The 15702-nt window shown below is 54.3% G+C and carries 16 protein-coding genes; 7 read left to right on the top strand and 9 right to left on the bottom strand.

All coding sequences use genetic code 11. From position 1 onward, the window contains the following. Positions 1-42: 42 nt before the first annotated feature. The 4 genes from ACHZCX_RS01890 to lpxK all read right to left on the bottom strand — a co-directional run bounded on the left by ACHZCX_RS01890 (position 43) and on the right by lpxK (position 4274). The gene (locus ACHZCX_RS01890; protein ID WP_319585546.1) at positions 43-906 is read right to left on the bottom strand and encodes an NAD(+)/NADH kinase; all 864 of its coding nucleotides are present in this window, start codon (positions 904-906) and stop codon (positions 43-45) included. After that, complete coding sequence (gene proC, locus ACHZCX_RS01885; RefSeq protein WP_319585545.1) at positions 903-1718, bottom strand: pyrroline-5-carboxylate reductase; 816 nt, start codon at positions 1716-1718, stop codon at positions 903-905. The genes ACHZCX_RS01890 and proC overlap by 4 nt, the downstream gene beginning before the upstream one ends. A 222-nt stretch (positions 1719-1940) precedes the next feature. Continuing rightward, a complete protein-coding gene (lpxC, locus tag ACHZCX_RS01880; protein ID WP_319585544.1) occupies positions 1941-2939 on the bottom strand; it encodes a UDP-3-O-acyl-N-acetylglucosamine deacetylase in 999 nt (332 codons plus the stop codon). 258 nt (positions 2940-3197) lie between these two features. Next, a complete protein-coding gene (gene lpxK / locus ACHZCX_RS01875) occupies positions 3198-4274 on the bottom strand; it encodes a tetraacyldisaccharide 4'-kinase (protein WP_319585543.1) in 1077 nt (358 codons plus the stop codon). A gap of 726 nt (positions 4275-5000) precedes the next feature. On the opposite strand from lpxK, the gene ACHZCX_RS01870 reads away from it, so the two are divergent. The 3 genes from ACHZCX_RS01870 to ACHZCX_RS01860 are packed head-to-tail and all read left to right on the top strand — an operon-like array spanning position 5001 to position 7505. Continuing rightward, positions 5001-6008 carry a Gfo/Idh/MocA family oxidoreductase gene (locus ACHZCX_RS01870; RefSeq protein WP_319585542.1) on the top strand — a complete coding sequence of 336 codons (1008 nt, stop codon included), beginning with the start codon at positions 5001-5003 and terminating at the stop codon, positions 6006-6008. A 14-nt stretch (positions 6009-6022) separates the two neighbouring features. Continuing rightward, complete coding sequence (lpxB, locus tag ACHZCX_RS01865; protein WP_319585541.1) at positions 6023-7213, top strand: lipid-A-disaccharide synthase; 1191 nt, start codon at positions 6023-6025, stop codon at positions 7211-7213. After that, positions 7206-7505 carry a Smr/MutS family protein gene (locus tag ACHZCX_RS01860; protein WP_319585540.1) on the top strand — a complete coding sequence of 100 codons (300 nt, stop codon included), beginning with the start codon at positions 7206-7208 and terminating at the stop codon, positions 7503-7505. The genes lpxB and ACHZCX_RS01860 overlap by 8 nt, the downstream gene beginning before the upstream one ends. Here ACHZCX_RS01860 and ACHZCX_RS01855 read toward each other — a convergent pair. Together ACHZCX_RS01855 and ACHZCX_RS01850 are read right to left on the bottom strand one after the other, a co-directional pair. After that, positions 7456-7977 carry a hypothetical protein gene (locus ACHZCX_RS01855; RefSeq protein ID WP_319585539.1) on the bottom strand — a complete coding sequence of 174 codons (522 nt, stop codon included), beginning with the start codon at positions 7975-7977 and terminating at the stop codon, positions 7456-7458. The genes ACHZCX_RS01860 and ACHZCX_RS01855 overlap by 50 nt on opposite strands. Further along, the gene (locus ACHZCX_RS01850) at positions 7974-8237 is read right to left on the bottom strand and encodes a DUF493 domain-containing protein (RefSeq protein ID WP_319585538.1); all 264 of its coding nucleotides are present in this window, start codon (positions 8235-8237) and stop codon (positions 7974-7976) included. Before ACHZCX_RS01850 ends, ACHZCX_RS01855 begins: the two co-directional genes overlap by 4 nt. Before the next feature lie 135 nt (positions 8238-8372). On the opposite strand from ACHZCX_RS01850, the gene ACHZCX_RS01845 reads away from it, so the two are divergent. Further along, on the top strand, positions 8373-9287 hold the full coding sequence (locus tag ACHZCX_RS01845) for a GGDEF domain-containing protein (RefSeq protein ID WP_319585537.1): 915 nt from the start codon (positions 8373-8375) through the stop codon (positions 9285-9287). Between the two features lie 19 nt (positions 9288-9306). Further along, entirely contained in the window at positions 9307-10077 is a 771-nt protein-coding gene (gene yaaA / locus ACHZCX_RS01840) for a peroxide stress protein YaaA (RefSeq protein WP_319585536.1), read from the top strand. A 3-nt stretch (positions 10078-10080) separates the two neighbouring features. On the opposite strand, the gene ACHZCX_RS01835 is transcribed toward yaaA, so the two are convergent. Both ACHZCX_RS01835 and ACHZCX_RS01830 read right to left on the bottom strand, forming a co-directional pair. After that, positions 10081-10506 carry a TM2 domain-containing protein gene (locus ACHZCX_RS01835; protein WP_319585535.1) on the bottom strand — a complete coding sequence of 142 codons (426 nt, stop codon included), beginning with the start codon at positions 10504-10506 and terminating at the stop codon, positions 10081-10083. Continuing rightward, positions 10473-11513, bottom strand: a complete 1041-nt coding sequence (locus ACHZCX_RS01830) for a glycoside hydrolase family 3 N-terminal domain-containing protein (RefSeq protein ID WP_319586054.1) — start codon at positions 11511-11513, stop codon at positions 10473-10475. Before ACHZCX_RS01830 ends, ACHZCX_RS01835 begins: the two co-directional genes overlap by 34 nt. A 310-nt stretch (positions 11514-11823) precedes the next feature. Here ACHZCX_RS01830 and ACHZCX_RS01825 point away from each other — a divergent pair, with 310 nt between their 5' ends. Then, on the top strand, positions 11824-12828 hold the full coding sequence (locus ACHZCX_RS01825; RefSeq protein WP_319585534.1) for a GGDEF domain-containing protein: 1005 nt from the start codon (positions 11824-11826) through the stop codon (positions 12826-12828). Positions 12829-12864: 36 nt separating this feature from the next. Here ACHZCX_RS01825 and ACHZCX_RS01820 read toward each other — a convergent pair whose 3' ends face one another. Then, a complete protein-coding gene (locus ACHZCX_RS01820) occupies positions 12865-13263 on the bottom strand; it encodes a pancreas/duodenum homeobox protein 1 (RefSeq protein WP_319585533.1) in 399 nt (132 codons plus the stop codon). Positions 13264-13474: 211 nt separating this feature from the next. Here ACHZCX_RS01820 and ACHZCX_RS01815 point away from each other — a divergent pair, with 211 nt between their 5' ends. Then, on the top strand, positions 13475-15676 hold the full coding sequence (locus tag ACHZCX_RS01815) for an ATP-dependent helicase (RefSeq protein WP_319585532.1): 2202 nt from the start codon (positions 13475-13477) through the stop codon (positions 15674-15676). Positions 15677-15702: the final 26 nt, after the last annotated feature.

Raw genomic sequence — 15702 nt, 5'->3', positions numbered from 1 at the left:
GTGCCGGTTAGCTATCCCCCGAAGAGGGTGATGGAGAGCTGTTTAACAGTGCTTGCAGACCTTTTCCGGCAGGGGAATGTCGACAGAAGCCCCACCCCAGTTCAGTTTGCTGCGCAAAATGTTGAAATAGCTCTTCCACGGCGAACTGATAATCAGCAGCGGCTTTGAAGCCTTCTTCACCAGGAGATAATCGTTTTCGGTAATGGTCCACTGCAACTCCCCGTCGACAATGACCTTGACCTGACCAGCAGGGGCCAGCAACTGGGTGGTGACCTTATGCTGAGACCCAAGCAGAACCGGTCGCGATTCCAGCATGAAGGGGCAGATGGGGGTAACAACGATGGCGTCGAGTTCGGCGTGGACAACAGGGCCACCGGCCGAAAGATTGTAGGCGGTCGAGCCGGTGGGAGTTGCCATGATCAGGCCATCGGCCCGATAGGTGGTGACATATTCCTTATCCGCCCAACAACGGAGCCGGATCATGGCCTCGGTGCTTTTCTTGACGATCACCACTTCGTTGAGGGCGTGTACCGAATCACTTTTTTTGCCTGTTGCTCCATTCACAAAGGCGGCGGAAAGCATGATCCGCTTTTCCATGCGGACTTCATCCTCGACTAGCAGCGTTTCCAAAGCCTCGTACCGCTCATCGGCGGCAACCTCGGTGAGAAAACCCAGATTTCCCAGATTCACCCCCAGCACCGGCAACTGAAACATGCTGGCCTCTTCGGCCACATGAAGCAGTGTGCCATCACCGCCGAGCACGACCAGAATATCCATATTCGGATCAATCCTGTTCAACTCTGCTTTGATACTTCGCTCACCAAACCAAGTAACCATCTCCCGACCGATCTGCTCCACCTCCGGACTTTCCGGGCGGGTGATCACGCCTGCATACTTGATGTTCATGCGCCCAACTCCCTGGAACGTACGGTTGCCGCCTCGACTGCTGTCATGACTAGGCCTCGGAAACCTCCCCCCTCCAAAACGTGAAGACCGGCAATGGTTGTGCCGCCGGGCGAGGTCACCTTGCCTTTGAGGACTGCCGGGTTTTCACCGGTCTCGAGAGCCAGCTTTGCCGAACCATAAACCGTCTGCAACACGAGTTGTTCAGCCACAGGGCGGGCCAGACCAGCCAGAACGCCGCCATCGATCATGGCCTCGATAAAGGTGAAGACATAGCCCGGACCACTGCCGCTCAACCCGGTGACCGCATCCAGCAAGTGTTCCGGCACTTCGACGCAGGTTCCGACGGCGGCAAGAAGAGAGGTGGCGATTTCCCGGTCGCGGGCTGTGGCCTGCTGATTTGGACTGAATGCCGCGGCCCCGGCCAGCACCAAGGACGGGGTATTAGGCATAATCCGAATCAAACGGGCAGGCGCGGCCAACAAATCGGCCATTGTGCGCAGAGTCACACCAGCCATGATCGAGAGAACCAGGTGTTTCTCACTGATAAAAGGACGGTACTGATTGAGCACCGTTGCCGCCAGTTGCGGCTTGATCGCCAGCACGATAATTTCGCTGGCACGGCAGAGTGTGGCCGCATCCTGAGTACACACCACGCCGTATTGGCTTGACAGATATTCACACCGAGCCGCGTTCGGTTCGGCAACGGTAATCTTATCCGAAGCTGCCAAACCGACAGCCAGAATACCACGAACCATGGCTTCGGCCATCTGACCGCCACCGACGAAACCAATCGTATCTATGGGTGTGAGCATATTTCTCCTGTTATCAGAGCGAATTTTGCGATGGAATACATGTGTGAGAGTGGCCCATTATACGCATCTTCTGCGTGGCCGACAACCGCTGTCCTCTCAATGGGAAAACGCATTGCAAAAAAAAACCGCCGGGACACTCCGGCGGTTTTTCTCGACCTGCAATCTTCGAGATGAAAACACTCAATAACGAGTTAACGTAATGTAATAAAAACTGCTACTTTTTTACATCGTACAAACACGCTGGGAGGAGATGGCCTCATTCACTGGCGCAAAAAAGGGAGCAAAACGATGCCCGGAAGATTGAGTGGATTGCACTACTTGACGAAGCAACGACTCACCTTTTTTTTTGAAAGTAACATATTCCCAGCATTGGGGATTGTTGATAACAGCCTTCATGAATTCGAGATGCAGGCCATGGCCAGAGCGATCAGCAATGACATGACCCATCACCGGTGAACCAAGAAGGGCGATATCGCCAATAACATCAAGCACCTTGTGGCGAATAAATTCATCGTCAAAGCGCAAGCCATTCTCGTTGAGGATGGATCGACGATTCCAATGAATGGCAATAACATTGTCTAAGGTTCCACCCAAAGCCAGCCCGTTCTGCCAGAGTTGTTCTACCTGCTCAACAAACCCAAAGGTGCGAGCACAGGCGATTTCCTTGCCGAAACGTTCTGGTGTCACTTCCACCGAATAACACTGTTCGCTGATCAGGGCATCGTCAAACTGGATGCGGGCTGAAACCTTGTAGCCGTCATAGGGTTCGATCCGGATCGATTTATTGCCGTCCACATGGCTGATCGGCCGGGTAATCCGCAAAATTTTGCGGAGTCCCTGTTGGCGACTGCGGCCGGCGGTTTTGAGAAGCCGGCAAAATGGGCCAGCGCTGCCATCCATGATCGGTACTTCATGCGAATCAAGATCCACCACAGCATTGTCAATGCCAAAACCCCGCAGTGCTGCCATCAGGTGCTCGGTGGTGGATATTTTGTGATGCCCATCACTAATGGTGGTGGCCAAGGTGGTATCGATAACACGTTCAACCCGAGCGGGAATGATTGGCCGATCCGCTAAATCAGAACGGAGAAACTGGATGCCGGTATTGGCCGGGGCAGGATGAATCGTCAGATTGACGGTCCGGCCCGTATGCAAACCAACACCGCAACAGCTGACGATTCGTTGTGTGGTGTATTGATGCGGCTCTATTGGAAGTACCATTCTAACCCGTGATAGGTGAAGGGGGATGGATGCGAACAAATTAAGATTTTATAATCATTATGCAATTTCCAAACCACCCGCCCAACAACTCGTGCAAATCGAAAAAAATTAAAAAAATTAAACTAAATCAAAATTTTAAACCGCCTCTTCACCACAAACAAAAAGAGAAGACAGACGCCACACTTGTGGCAAAAAAAACACAACTCATCAAAAACTTTGAATATGTTGATTTTTTAACACAGCGTCACAAACTTTGCTTTACTCACACTGTTTGCGCCATGAGCGTATTCTCCCTAAAACATCCTGAACAAAGTGATCATCCGCCTCCACTTGCATCCGTAAGCCATACAAGGGCATGGGGATGCTTGATACTAGAGTTGCCAGTTTTACCAAATCCTTCTCCGTGGTGACCAAATACCCGGCCCCAGATTGCTGAGCCTTGGCAATCAACTTGTCCAGAAGTGCCTTCGAGTAGCGTTGATGATCATCCAGAGGAAGAAAATCGGCCAGCTCAACCCGGTAGCCTTTCACGACCTGCCAAAAGGACTCGGGATGCGCAATACCGCAGAATCCAAAACATTTTTCCTGACCAATAGGATCCCCTGCAACCGGTTCAATCATACCGGCAGGTGAAAGTGCAACCAGACTCTCCACTCGATATCCGGTTTGGGTGATGGGAATATGAGAAAATTTTGTCTGCAGCAGATCGCTAAACCGTATTGTCTGTTCTCGGTTTCCATCGTGAACCCCCGTCATGACGAAGTGGGTGGCCCGATGCAGGGCTGCCACTGGCTCGCGCAGGTCACCCCCGGGAAAAACCCGTGAATTGCCGGCCAAACGGTCCGTGCTAAAGAGCACCAAATTGATGTCGCGGATAATCTGCAGATGTTGAAATCCGTCGTCTAGCAGAAGGACATCAGCACCCATCTCCACAGCGCGCTGGGCGGGCAATCGACGGACGATGCCCGTGAGCACCGGCACACCAGGCAGAGTCTCGGCAAGCAGTCGCGGTTCGTCACCGGCCGTTTCAGCATCAAGCATCAGGGTGGAGCCATCGGACACCAAATTTACCTTGGCGTTTGCCGTGCCGCCGTACCCTCTGCTGACGATGGCAGGGTGGAAACCGTTACTCTGCAGCTGGCGGGCAAGGTACTGCACCATCGGGGTTTTACCGGTTCCCCCCATGGTCAAATTTCCTACGCTGACCACAGGTACATCAAGCCGGTACGATCGTAACATGCCGCGTCGATACAATTTTTCTCTGAGACGCATGGCAAAGCTGTACATCGGGGAGAAAGGACGCCCCAGGGTAAAATAGAACGCAGATGTCTTCATCGTTACAAAAAAAGGAGGAAACGCCGTTAAGGCGAGAGAAGAGAGCACACGGATTTGCGATTAAAACCTTGAAGACTTTTTTTCAATGGCGCATCAGCTCACAGCTGAGACCCTCAGATTTCCCGCACCTCGCCATCCATGTTTCAAACTGAAAAAAATGAAAACCGCCATTTTTTTCGAGATCACACTCTACCGTTGCTGACTTCCAGTCATTTTTAGTTCAGCATAGAAATGCCCGGCTCTCGGGGACAGGCCAGAAGGATGGGGTGCTAGATCCCGGATAACTCGATTCAAACGATTTCTTTACTGCAAAAAAAACAGAACAGGGGTGTGCGTTGGGCACAGTAGAGCATTGTTTCTTCTTTTGCAATTCAATCCGCCAAGAGAAAAAACTGTCCAAACGAACGGAGCCACTTCTCCCGGCCGCAGCAGCTATTGCACTTTGACGAGCCCCATGAACGGGAGCCGCGATAACCAAGCAAATTTTTGCGATTATAGTTAAAAGAAATATGGTACATAATATGACCAATTTCCTGGTGGAATAGAACACCCCGCTTGTCCTGCAGGTGGCGGATCGAAGTTAGGTCCTGTGGAAAACCGGCACATTGCCAAGCAGAATAGGGCGGAGATACAACGCAGTCCTGCCGCCATCCCAAAAGCCTATATCGACATTTGAACAACGGTCGTGGCAGACTGCCCAAACCGTAAAAAAGGAACGAAATAAACATGAGCAAGAATGTGAAGGTTGGTGTCATAGGAGTTGGTTATCTCGGTCGTTTTCACGCCCACAAATATGCAGCCATGGAGAATGTTGAATTAGTCGGCGTAGCCGATGCCGACCCGGAACGGGCACAAGTGGTGGCAGACGAGTGCGGCACGCGTGCTTTTAGCGATTACCGCGAGTTAATCGCCCAGGTCGATGCAGTTTCCATTGCTGTGCCGACCCCCCTCCACCACGAAGTCGCCAAGACCTGCCTGCTGCACAAGGTCGATGTCATGGTGGAAAAGCCGATCACCACCACCTTGCCCCAGGCCGACGACCTGATCGAACTGGCCAAGCAGCACCAGCGCATCCTCCAGGTGGGCCACCTGGAACGATTCAACCCGGCAGTCCTCGCCATGCAACCCCTGCTCACTCATCCTCTGTTTATCGAGGCCCATCGCATCGCTGTGTTCAAAGAGCGGGGAACAGATGTGGACGTGGTGCTTGACCTGATGATCCATGATATCGACATCATCCTTTCCATTGTCAAATCGCCGATCGTCTCCATCTTAACTGCCGGCGCACCGGTGATCACCAAGCTGACAGACATCGCCAACGCTCGGCTGATATTTGCTAATGGCTGCACTGCCAACATCACGGTCAGCCGCATCTCCATGGAAAACATGCGGCGAATGCGCATCTTCCAACCCGGACAGTACCTGTCAGTGGATTTTGGCAAAAAAGAGATTATGGCGGTGCGGTTGCAACCCGGTAAGAACGGAGGGAATCCGGTACCGGAGATCACCAAATCATCCTTTCAGGACCAAGACGCACTGGAACTGGAGCTGCGCGATTTTATCCACCACGTTCGTGAACGCAGCCAACCGGCTGTGGCCGGCGAAGAGGGACGGCGTGCCTTGGACGTGGCCCTCCAGGTGGTTGAGCAAATTCACAATGACCGGCAACGGATCGAACAAATTTTGATCGATGAAGGACAAGGCGACCTGCTGGCCTTCTTGTCACCCAACTGATCGCCGATCATTTAATGGACAACCACAACGAACATGGACCTGGCCGCGAGGTGATGATAGTGGCCGGCGAGGCTTCAGGGGATATGCACGGCGCCAATTTGGTTCGGGCCATGCTGGCACGGAATCCCGATCTGCGTTTTTGCGGTATGGGCAGCACGGAATTGCAATGTGCCGGGGTGGAGCTGCTCTACGAAGCGGCCAAGCTAGCAGTGGTCGGAGCGATTGAGGTGCTCAGTCACCTGGGTGACATCCTTCGAGCCCGTCGGGCCCTGATTGAGCGCATGCGGGAGCGCCGCCCTAGCTTGCTTATTCTTATCGATTATCCCGACTTCAACCTGTTGTTGGCGAAAAAGGCCAAGAAGCTCGGCATCCCTATTTTCTACTACATCAGCCCCCAGGTCTGGGCCTGGCGCAGCGGTCGAGTCCGCTCGATCAAGCGGCTGACCGACCGGGTTGCGGTTATCCTGCCCTTTGAACAGGCCTTCTATGCCCGCCACGGCATGCAGGTCGACTTTGTCGGTCATCCGCTCATGGATACAGTCAAACCCGGCCTAAGTCCCACCGAATTCAAGGCGTTGCACGGGATCGAGCCGACGAGGAAACTGGTCGGCCTCCTGCCCGGTAGCCGGAGAAAGGAGATCGCGGCCCTGCTGCCGGATTTTCTCGCTGCTGCGGAGTTGCTGGCCAAGGACCATCCATACGACTACACCTTTCTTATCCCGCAAGCTCCAACCATTGCCCGTTCACTGCTTGAGGAACACGGCTTGGCCGCCTGGAATAATCGCCTGGACTACCGGGTGATCACCGAGGATCGTTATGCGATGATGGCTGCCTGCGATGCAGCGGTTGCCGCCTCGGGCACGGTCATCCTAGAGTTGGCCATCCTCGGGATACCGACCGTGGCCACCTATCGGATCAGTCGTCACACCTATTGGATGGGCAAACTGCTGATCCGTAACGTGCGTTTTTTCTCTCTGGTCAATCTGATCGGGGAACGCCTGATCATCCCAGAGCTCCTCCAAGATGCAGCCAATCCCGAACAGATAGCGAAAGAATTACATAAAATGCTTGAAGATAAAAGAGCAAGAGAATTGATACTGGCGGGACTGCTTGAGGTTCGACAACGACTGGGCGCTCCGGGCGCTTCGGACCGGGCCGCCACCGTTGCTCTGGAAATTCTCAACAACGAGCAAATCCATGGATGAAATCGAACCGATCGTCATCCCCATCGACGGCACCCTCGACCTGCACACCTTTCCCCCTTCTGCAATCAAGAACCTTGTCCCGGATTACCTCGAAGAGTGTCGAAAAAAGGGAATTGTGCATGTCCGTATCGTCCACGGCAAGGGAACAGGCACCCTGCGACGGACAGTGCATGCATTGCTTGCCCGGCTGGAAACAGTGGTCGATTTTCGCCTTGGTGATGAATCGAGTGGTTCCTGGGGAGCTACGCTGGTGACTCTTCGGGCGGGGAAGGAGCCTGCATCGGCTCAATAAGACCGTGATCGGCGGCCAGCGCCCGCACCTGGATCATAAAAGTCGACGGCAGGGGCAAGGGCCTCTCTTCCTGGAGAACGCCCAAGGCCTTGGCCATAAGCAGAGAAGGAATCGAATGGATGCCCTCCTGGTTGTCACAGATGGTTTTCATCCGCAGGGCATCGGTAAGCACCGGAATCAACGGAGCACAACGACCTGACAATTCGCGCAGTTCCCGCTCGACCAGCTCCCGATTAGCGGCTGCAAAGGCTACCACAGCGTCATTTAACGGTTGGGTGCCGAAGAGATTATTCATCACCGCTCCGGCCAGATGGGTGTGATGGGGTTCGACCTGATCGACGTAGCGATCATGCATGCTCTGCTTGAGCACCTTGAACAGAATCACCTGGACGGTTGTTACCGCCTCCCGCATCACCGGGACCACCTTGTTGTCGACAAAGGGTTTATTGCCGCCAGTTGCACCTACGCTCATAACACCACCCGTATGGCCGAATTTTCGGCAAAAAGCTGATAAAACCGCAGTCGTTCGGCTTCATCAACGACCGTCATTTCCAGGTTAAGACTGAGATATCGGCCGCCGGAACTCACGTTGCCTTCGTCGATCACACAGGTCGTCACATCCACCAAGGAATGGATGGCCTCAAGGATGGCCGCCCGGTTCTCGCCGATGAGACGGTAGTGCCATCGGCAGGGATACTGAATTTCCGGCTTGCAGCCGCTGTTTCCGTTCATAATGATATCGCTCCTTTTCCGGCCTTATACCGCAGCGGGCCCTTTCTTGCCACCGGAAATAGGGCTCCTCTTTTCCCAGTGGCGATGGTATGATTAAACCTATATAATTTCATTCCAATCTTCAGGAGCAAACGCATGCGCCACCCATTTTTGCTGGTCAATCCTCACCTGGACAGTGCGGATCTTTCTTTTGAAATTTTGGATACTTTTGAGTTTACCACTGTAGCAAACGGCAAAGATGGCCTGGCAGCTCTGGCTTTGCCGATTCCCTGGTGCGGCGTGCTGGCCGCAAAAAAACTGCCCGACATGAACGGCCTTGATTTTCTCGGCAAAGCGGCCTTTCTCTCGAACGCCATCCCCTTGCTCCTTGCCCCGGATGCGCAACTGGCCGAAACCCTGTGTGTAGCCAACAGTTGCTCGATTTTCCGAGTGGTGCCTGCAAACACGGACGCCGACGCCCTGGCAACCATCCTCCTCGATACGGCTCGACAATTTGCCCTGCTGCAACACGAACAGCAGCTGCAAGAGCGCATCCAGCACCTCACCCTCACCGATTCACTAACCGGCTGCTACAGCCGGCTCCACCTTGAGGAGCATCTGAAGAAGGAATTGAGCCGATCCCTCCGCTATTCCCATTACCTCTCGGTCATCCTCTGCGATATCGACGGATTGAAAGGGATTAACGAGACCTTGGGACATCGGGCCGGCGACTTGGTGCTCACCGGATTGGCCCGGACAGCCCTGCAGCTCATCCGTCAAGATATCGACACCATAACCCGCTGGGGTGAAGACGAATTTCTGCTGGTTTTGCCGGAAACTCCTATCCGGGGCGCAGGCCGGGTCGCCAGCCGGTTGCGGGAACAATTTGCTGCCCTTGACTGCTCAGTGGACGGGCATCCGGTCAATTGCACCGCAAGTTTCGGGGTGGCAGGATTTGCCCCTGAAATTGCAGACCGCAATGCGGTCATCGATGATCTGTTGCTGATCGCCGGACGTTGCCTGCTGCAAGCCAAGGCCGCAGGTGGCAACCAGGTGCTCTGCTGCCCCTGAATCAAAACGAGTCGCTGCCATGATCATTCTTTCACCTTCCAAGGGACAGGATTTTAGCCCTGTCGTCAGTCCCCTCCCCCCGACCCTGCCCGCATTCCTTGACCAGACACACCAACTAATTACCCGGATCCGCCAGTATGACCCGCCAAGCCTTGGTTCGCTGATGGATATCAGCCCAGCGCTGGCTGAACGGACTCAAGCCCAATTCCAAGATTTCACCCTCTCCAGAACCGCGAAAAACAGCAAGCCGGCCATCCTGGCCTACAGCGGCGAGGCCTTTCGTTGTCTCGATGCTGTCAGTTTTTTACCAGCCGACCTGGATTTCGCCCAACAGCACCTGCGCATTCTTTCAGGTCTGTATGGTGTAGTGCGTCCTCTTGACCTCATCCAACCGCATCGCCTGGAGATGGGCTACGCTTTGCCCAATGAGAAAGGAAAAACATTATATGCCTTCTGGAGCCGCCTGATCACAGACAGCCTCAACAAGTCTATGGCGCAAGAAAGGTCCCCAATGCTGATCAACCTGGCCTCCCACGAATATGCCAAGGTGGTCGAGAAAAACCGGGTAAAGGTGCCCTGGATCGATATTCAATTCAAAGAAGAAGAGAACGGCCAGCTGAAAATTGTCGCCATCCACGCCAAGCGCGCACGGGGCATGATAGCCGCCTTCCTGATCCGCAACCGGGTCGAGTACCCCGAGGATATACAGCAGTTCAGCAGCGACGGTTATCGCTACCGGCCAGAACTGTCAAAGAATCGACAGTATATTTTCACCCGGCCAATGCCATGACGTTCACGTCATCCGAAAAGGGGTGGCGTTGCCTGCGGTGCCGTTGATCAAGGTGATCTGGTCGTTGAGGGTCCACATATCATAGATGTAGCCCAAACCAAAGATGCCAAAGGTGAGCAGGTAGAGAATGCCAGTCCAAACCTTGCCCATATAGAGCCGGTGAACGCCGAACATCCCCAGAAACACCAGCAGCAGCCAGGCGAGGTTGTAATCAATCGGCCCTGGGATAAAGCGGATATCGGCCTCCCGATCCATACCGGGAATGAGAAAGAGATCAACGATCCAGCCGATGAAAAAAATGCCGAGGGTGAAGAAGTAAAGCGTGCCGGAAATCGGCTTGCCGTAGTAGAAGCGATGGGCGCCGATAAAACCAAAGAGCCAGGCAATGTAGCCGATTACGAGGCTGTGGGTGGGCCGAGAGGTGTCCATGGTTGTTTTCCTGTAATTTTTTCCTTAAAAAGCGCAATGCGCTCCAGTGATGCGCGAATACGATTGCCATCGACCCGGCCGCTGTCAAGCAAGGCTTCGATGGCCCGGATGCCTTCCTGGACCGCATCCTCAACAGGGCTGAGATTATTACCGACCACCAGTACATCCACCCCGGCGAGCACCGCCCGCTGTACCGCCTCGGTAAAGCTCCAGCCCTGACTGATTGCTCGCATCTGCAGATCATCACTGAAGACCACCCCTGAAAAACCGAGCTCGCGGCGCAGCAGACCCTCAATCACGAGCGGCGAGAGCGTTGCCGGCAGCCCGGAGGGATCAAGGTGCCGGTTGACCAGATGTGCCGTCATAATTCCGTCACTATAGCCCGAGGCTATCAACCGGCGATAGGGTTCCAGCTCGATCGACTGCCAACAATCTGTTGTTTCGACAAAACCAAGATGAGAATCACGGCCGGCACTGCCGTGACCAGGAAAATGTTTGAGGCAGCAGCCAATACCCTGACGATGGTGGGCCTCGAGAAAGGCTTGAGCGTGAACAACCACTTCCGCAGGGTCCGCGCCAAAACTGCGCTGATAACGGCTAATGATCGGATTATCCGGGTTAAGATCAAGATCAACCACCGGGGCAAAATTGAGATTGATACCGCATTCCGCTAATTCCGCCGCCATGATTGCGGAGTGACGGACAGTGGCGGCCACGCCCTCTCTGGCCAGTTCGGCTGCGCTCCGGGATGGAGCAAAACCGGCCGATTCCTTGAGACGGCAGACTTTTCCTCCCTCCTGATCAACAGCGATAAAGGGAGGAAGAGCGGCATATTGACAAACATTTTTCACCAGTTGCTTGAGCTGTTGCGGCGAGTCAATATTTTGAATTGAGCCATCGACGTTGCGCTCAAACAAAATCACGCCGCCCAGTTGGTCCCGCCCCATCGCCGCAGCAATCCAATGATCGTTACCGATCTCACAACCGCGAAAACCGGCCACGAACATCTGCCCCACGGGCCACGTCTCCTTCATGGCGCATACCTGTGCATCAAACGACCACCCTTTACTTGTCGGAAAAATGACAACCCCAGAAATCCACCCAACACCACCGGAAAAAAAAGCACATAACGTACTGTTTTTAATGTAAAATACAAATTATTGTACAATCGGGCACAAAATTCGCTTTATGCTGACAAACGGTGGTGATCTTTATCCTTTAATCAAATTCACAACCGATGCAAAAGAAACTGCAACCCAGCCGCGAATCAAACAAGGCGGTTGCGTTGCCTCAATCGTTCTTGATTGCGTGAGTGCCATGAACACGAAAGTGCTTGACCATCAGGTTAATGTCCAGATTGCTTCCACCATGGAAAACCTGCTGTCCGAATTAAGCCACTATCGGCAGCAATCGGAGAAGCTCAAGAAAATCAATACGCTCTATCAACGAATGGCGGGAATCCTCGACCTTCCGTCCATGGTAGAAGCCTACTCGATCTGGCTCATGGAATTTGTCAGCCACGAACTCGTCGGCTACAACAACCCCACCCGCGATCGTATGCATATGTTCTGCTCCTATCACGGCCCACAACGACGGCAGGCCATTCAATTGGCGCAAGAGATTTTAGAACAACCGCTTGATAAGGAATCAACCACTGCTCAGGCAGACGGTTTTCATGTGCACAAATGGGCGTTCAACTCCCCTGACTGCTACGGCCTCCTGGTGATGCTTCGCAAAGGCAAGCCTCTTTCCGAGGAAGAATTGCAATTCATCGACGAGTCGTTGATTATCCTGGCAGACCCGCTGAAACGGGCGCTGGAGTACGAAGAGATTTTTGCTCAGGCTCGCAAGGACAGCCTGACCGGTTTGCCCAACCGTTTTGTTTTTGATGAGCGGATCGGCTCCATCGTCGAGCAGGCCAACCGGCATGGCCGTCCACTGACTCTGGCGGCTTTGGACCTGGATCACTTCAAAGCCGTCAACGATACCATGGGCCATCTCATGGGCGATGAGGTGCTTAAGCAGGTTGCCGAAGCGCTCAAAAAACAGATTCGGCTCACCGACTTGCTCGTCCGTATGGGCGGCGATGAATTTCTGCTGGTTTTGCCCGACACCAGCATGCAGGATGCCCGATTTCTGGCCGAACGGCTCTGCGTGGCCGTGGAAGAGCTCAATATCACTACTGATGTTGGACGATTGGCGGTGAGCATCGGCTTGTCCGAATGGAAAACCGGCATAGACCTCAATACCTGGCTAGAGCGGGCTGATGATATCCTCTATCAGGCCAAAGCCAACGGCCGGGCCCAAGTTGCCATCAATTAAGCTGTCACCTGCCCCACCGAAACAAAAAAGACACGCTTACGGCTGCTTGAGTTGCACCTGCAGCGGGATACAGTGCAACGACCGTCCCTTCTGGTCGGTGCGACCTAGTTTCCAGCTTTCACAGACCATTTCCCCACCGAGCAGTTGTTCGATTTCCCCCACCAGCCCCTTGATATTGATGATTGGGTGGCGCTTAAAGACCTCGGGCAGGCCGTGGGTGAGATTGCAGGCCAGGCAACGCCCCGGACGCTCGTGCAGATTCAAGAAAAAATGGAGGATCTGCCCAGCCTTGTCATACCCCTCAAAGCTCAGGGTGATATCATAGGCCCCTTCACTGGCGTCGCCAAAGAGCGCATCAAAAAACTCATTGGAACGTCCCGGCGGAAAAAGGGTTTTGAGTGCCTTGTCGGTAAATATCTGTTCTGGTTGGATCATAGTCACCTGTACAGTCTGTCAAAAAATCGTCAAGTTTGATGACCTTTGCTGCAATCGCAGAATAATCAGGTCAAGCCACTCTCCCTTGAATGATTCCCGCATATTACATTCCCTAGGGAACCGTTGAGTTAAGATTGCGATATTACTCAGTCCCCGCTAGAAATGTCAACATCCATTGCACCACCCGCCCCGCTGTGGTAGAAGACCGGCTATGCAATACCATCTTTTTTCCGATAGCGACCAAGAACAAAAGACCGCAACCGAACCCGTCGTCAGCACTGCGGTCCTCAATCCCGCGCAGTACACTGCCGCCACCCATGGGGCCGGCCCGATCTTAGTCATTGCCGGCGCCGGTTCGGGGAAAACCCGCACCCTGGTTTACCGGATGGCTCACCTGATTGAACAGGGTGTGGCACCGGAATCGATCCTGCTGCTCACCTTTACCCGCCGAGCGGCCCAGGAAATGCTCAACCGGGCCAGCGAGCTAACTGCAGGCACCTGCCGCCGGGTCGTGGGCGGCACTTTCCATGCCACCGCCAACATCCTGCTCCGCCGCTACGGCCACCACCTGGAACTGGGCTCCAACTTCACCATTATTGACCGGGGCGACGCCGAGGGCATCATCAACCTGATCAAATCCTCACTGGGCATGGCCGGGGCCGGTAAGCGCTTCCCCTCCAAACGGGTGGTCATGAATTTGATCTCCGGGGCAATCAATAAATCCACAAGCATCGAACAGCTGGTCTATCGCGACCATATCCATCTCTCCGAATTTGTCCACGATTTCTACACCATTGCCGAGCATTACCGCCAGTTCAAGATCGACCATGGCCTGATGGACTACGACGATCTGCTGATTTACTGGAAGCGGCTCCTGGTTGAGTCGGAGCAGGCCCGGCACGAGTTATCGATTCGCTTTCAACACATCCTGGTCGACGAGTATCAGGACACCAACCTGCTGCAGGCCGAGATCGTTCGGCTGCTCGCCTACCGACATGACAACGTCATGGTGGTCGGTGATGACGCCCAGTCGATCTACAGCTTCCGGGGTGCTGATTTCTACAACATTATGCGCTTTCCTGAACAGTTTCAGGGCGCTAAAATCGTCAAACTTGAAGAAAACTACCGCTCCACCGAACCCATTCTCCAACTGACCAACGCCATCATTGCCAACGCCGAAAAGAAATTCACCAAAACCCTGTTCACCAGCATCACCGGCGGTAGGCGGCCGCAGGTAGTTGTGGCAACCAACGAGGCGGCCGAGGCACGTTATGTCGTCCAGGAAATCAAGAAGCGGCAGGAAGAAGGCATTCCCCTGCGTGAGATAGCCGTGCTCTTCCGCTCCGGCTTCCATTCCTTCAAACTTGAAATTGAACTCGCCGGTCACGGTTTTGACTTTGATAAACGCGGCGGTCTCAAACTCACCGAATCAGCTCATATCAAAGACCTGCTTTCCTTTTTCCGGGTGGTGATCAACCCTTGGGATAATCTCAGCTGGAACCGAATTCTTCTCCAACTGGAAAAGGTCGGCCCCAAGACGGTGCACAAGATCCTGCAAGCTATCCGGGACTCGGATGGACCTTTCGCCGCCCTGGCCGCCTACCGCCCCGGACCAGCCTGGAAAAACCAGTTCGAGCAACTCACCCAGACCTTGCAACTCCTGGTGAACCCGGCACTAAGCCCTTCTGATCAATTTGATTTGATCATGGAATACTACGAGCCGGTGTTCGAGAAGATGTACTATGACGACTACCCCAAACGGCGCAAGGAACTCGATCAGATTAAGGCCCTGATCGCCGGATACGGGGACTTGCAATCCTTTGTCGACGACACCGCCCTTGATCCGCCCGACACTGGCTCAGGGGAACGCCATTCTGAAGACGAACAACGGCTGATCCTCTCCACCATCCACTCGGCCAAGGGGCTGGAGTGGGACACGGTCTTTGTTATTGGACTGGCTGAAGGCCGTTTTCCCCATCAAAATGCCACCCCGGGTGAGCAGTGGGAGGAGGAAAGGCGCCTGCTCTATGTCGCCGCCACCCGCGCCAAGAGACAACTCTTCCTCACCTACCCGCGCGAATTGATGACTCCGGATCGGCAGCAGATGCGGGCCTCCATGTCGCCTTTCCTCCGCGAGATCAGCCCTGGCCTCTACAACACCACCGATCGAGCCGGTGCGAGCTCCTCGCCCATGATCAGCCAGTATGCCCAGGACATCCCTGTCGCCGCGTCAACGCCGAAGGTGGAGTCGGCGCGGGTGGTCTACAAGGAGGGCATGCGAATCAGTCACACCTTTTTCGGCCTCGGCCGAATCACCTCCATTCCCGGACCGCGTCGGGTCGAAATCCATTTCGACCGTCACGGCAGCAAGATCCTTCACCTCGATTACGCCCAACTGGAGATTGTCGGGTGAGCTGGAGCGACTTGCCTTCCCTCTTT

The sequence above is a fragment of the uncultured Desulfobulbus sp. genome (assembly GCF_963662935.2).
In the GTDB taxonomy this organism is placed as follows: Bacteria; Desulfobacterota; Desulfobulbia; order Desulfobulbales; family Desulfobulbaceae; genus Desulfobulbus.
This window is presented reverse-complemented; position numbering and strand designations above follow the sequence as displayed.

What these genes read in the sequence shown, in the direction of transcription:
- ACHZCX_RS01855 (WP_319585539.1), bottom strand. Translation starts at nt 7,977, where the DNA reads ATGAGCGTAGGTGCAACTGGCGGCAATAAACCCTTTGTCGACAACAAG.
- ACHZCX_RS01850 (WP_319585538.1), bottom strand. Translation starts at nt 8,237, where the DNA reads ATGAACGGAAACAGCGGCTGCAAGCCGGAAATTCAGTATCCCTGCCGA.
- ACHZCX_RS01870 (WP_319585542.1), top strand. Translation starts at nt 5,001, where the DNA reads ATGAGCAAGAATGTGAAGGTTGGTGTCATAGGAGTTGGTTATCTCGGT.
- ACHZCX_RS01820 (WP_319585533.1), bottom strand. Translation starts at nt 13,263, where the DNA reads ATGATCCAACCAGAACAGATATTTACCGACAAGGCACTCAAAACCCTT.
- yaaA (WP_319585536.1), top strand. Translation starts at nt 9,307, where the DNA reads ATGATCATTCTTTCACCTTCCAAGGGACAGGATTTTAGCCCTGTCGTC.
- proC (WP_319585545.1), bottom strand. Translation starts at nt 1,718, where the DNA reads ATGCTCACACCCATAGATACGATTGGTTTCGTCGGTGGCGGTCAGATG.
- ACHZCX_RS01830 (WP_319586054.1), bottom strand. Translation starts at nt 11,513, where the DNA reads ATGTTCGTGGCCGGTTTTCGCGGTTGTGAGATCGGTAACGATCATTGG.
- ACHZCX_RS01825 (WP_319585534.1), top strand. Translation starts at nt 11,824, where the DNA reads ATGAACACGAAAGTGCTTGACCATCAGGTTAATGTCCAGATTGCTTCC.
- ACHZCX_RS01890 (WP_319585546.1), bottom strand. Translation starts at nt 906, where the DNA reads ATGAACATCAAGTATGCAGGCGTGATCACCCGCCCGGAAAGTCCGGAG.
- lpxC (WP_319585544.1), bottom strand. Translation starts at nt 2,939, where the DNA reads ATGGTACTTCCAATAGAGCCGCATCAATACACCACACAACGAATCGTC.
- ACHZCX_RS01835 (WP_319585535.1), bottom strand. Translation starts at nt 10,506, where the DNA reads ATGGACACCTCTCGGCCCACCCACAGCCTCGTAATCGGCTACATTGCC.
- lpxB (WP_319585541.1), top strand. Translation starts at nt 6,023, where the DNA reads ATGGACAACCACAACGAACATGGACCTGGCCGCGAGGTGATGATAGTG.
- ACHZCX_RS01860 (WP_319585540.1), top strand. Translation starts at nt 7,206, where the DNA reads ATGGATGAAATCGAACCGATCGTCATCCCCATCGACGGCACCCTCGAC.
- lpxK (WP_319585543.1), bottom strand. Translation starts at nt 4,274, where the DNA reads ATGAAGACATCTGCGTTCTATTTTACCCTGGGGCGTCCTTTCTCCCCG.
- ACHZCX_RS01815 (WP_319585532.1), top strand. Translation starts at nt 13,475, where the DNA reads ATGCAATACCATCTTTTTTCCGATAGCGACCAAGAACAAAAGACCGCA.
- ACHZCX_RS01845 (WP_319585537.1), top strand. Translation starts at nt 8,373, where the DNA reads ATGCGCCACCCATTTTTGCTGGTCAATCCTCACCTGGACAGTGCGGAT.